Source organism: Anaerobacillus sp. MEB173, from assembly GCF_052119505.1.
GTDB lineage: Bacteria > Bacillota > Bacilli > Bacillales > JBJMAU01 > JBJMAU01.
The window spans coordinates 1-1,361 of the sequence record NZ_JBJMAU010000048.1; the positions used below are offsets into that span (position 1 = coordinate 1).

General features: G+C 53.8%; 1 rRNA gene. It reads left to right on the forward strand.

The annotated features are described in order from the left end of the window. Positions 1 to 1,361 (forward strand): 23S ribosomal RNA (locus ACJ2A9_RS23510); the annotation flags it as partial.

Sequence of the window (1,361 nt, forward strand, 5' to 3'; positions counted from 1 at the left end):
AATGGGGGGACGCAGTAAGGTAGGGTAAGCGCACTGATGGATATGTGCGTCCAAGCAGTTAGGCTGAGAAGTAGGCAAATCCGCTTCTCGTTAAGGCTGAGCTGTGATGGCGAGCGAAATTATAGTAGCGAAGTTCCTGATCCTACACTGCCTAGAAAAGCCTCTAGCGAGGTGAGAGGTGCCCGTACCGCAAACCGACACAGGTAGGCGAGAAGAGAATTCTAAGACGCTCGGGAGAACTCTCGTTAAGGAACTCGGCAAAATGACCCCGTAACTTCGGGAGAAGGGGTGCTCTGGTAGGGTGTATGCCCGAGAGAGCCGCAGTGAATAGATCCAAGCGACTGTTTAGCAAAAACACAGGTCTCTGCGAAGCCGCAAGGCGAAGTATAGGGGCTGACACCTGCCCGGTGCTGGAAGGTTAAGAGGAGGGGTTATCCATTAGGAGAAGCTCTGAATTGAAGCCCCAGTAAACGGCGGCCGTAACTATAACGGTCCTAAGGTAGCGAAATTCCTTGTCGGGTAAGTTCCGACCCGCACGAATGGTGTAACGATTTGGATACTGTCTCAACGAGAGACCCGGTGAAATTATATTACCTGTGAAGATGCAGGTTACCCGCGACAGGACGGAAAGACCCCATGGAGCTTTACTGTAGCTTGATATTGGATTTTGGTACTGTTTGTACAGGATAGGTAGGAGCCTTGGAAGCCGGAGCGCTAGCTTCGGTGGAGGCGTCGGTGGGATACTACCCTGACAGTATTGAAATTCTAACCTAGAGCCGTGATCCGGTTCGGGGACAGTGTCAGGTGGGCAGTTTGACTGGGGCGGTCGCCTCCTAAACAGTAACGGAGGCGCCCAAAGGTTCCCTCAGAATGGTTGGAAATCATTCGTAGAGTGCAAAGGCAAAAGGGAGCTTGACTGCGAGACCTACAAGTCGAGCAGGGACGAAAGTCGGGCTTAGTGATCCGGTGGTTCCGCATGGAAGGGCCATCGCTCAACGGATAAAAGCTACCCTGGGGATAACAGGCTTATCTCCCCCAAGAGTCCACATCGACGGGGAGGTTTGGCACCTCGATGTCGGCTCATCGCATCCTGGGGCTGGAGTAGGTCCCAAGGGTTGGGCTGTTCGCCCATTAAAGCGGTACGCGAGCTGGGTTCAGAACGTCGTGAGACAGTTCGGTCCCTATCCGTCGCGGGCGTAGGAAATTTGAGAGGAGCTGTCCTTAGTACGAGAGGACCGGGATGGACACACCGCTGGTGTACCAGTTGTTCCGCCAGGAGCATCGCTGGGTAGCTATGTGTGGAAGGGATAAGCGCTGAAAGCATCTAAGCGTGAAGCCCCCCTCAAGATGAGATTTCCCAT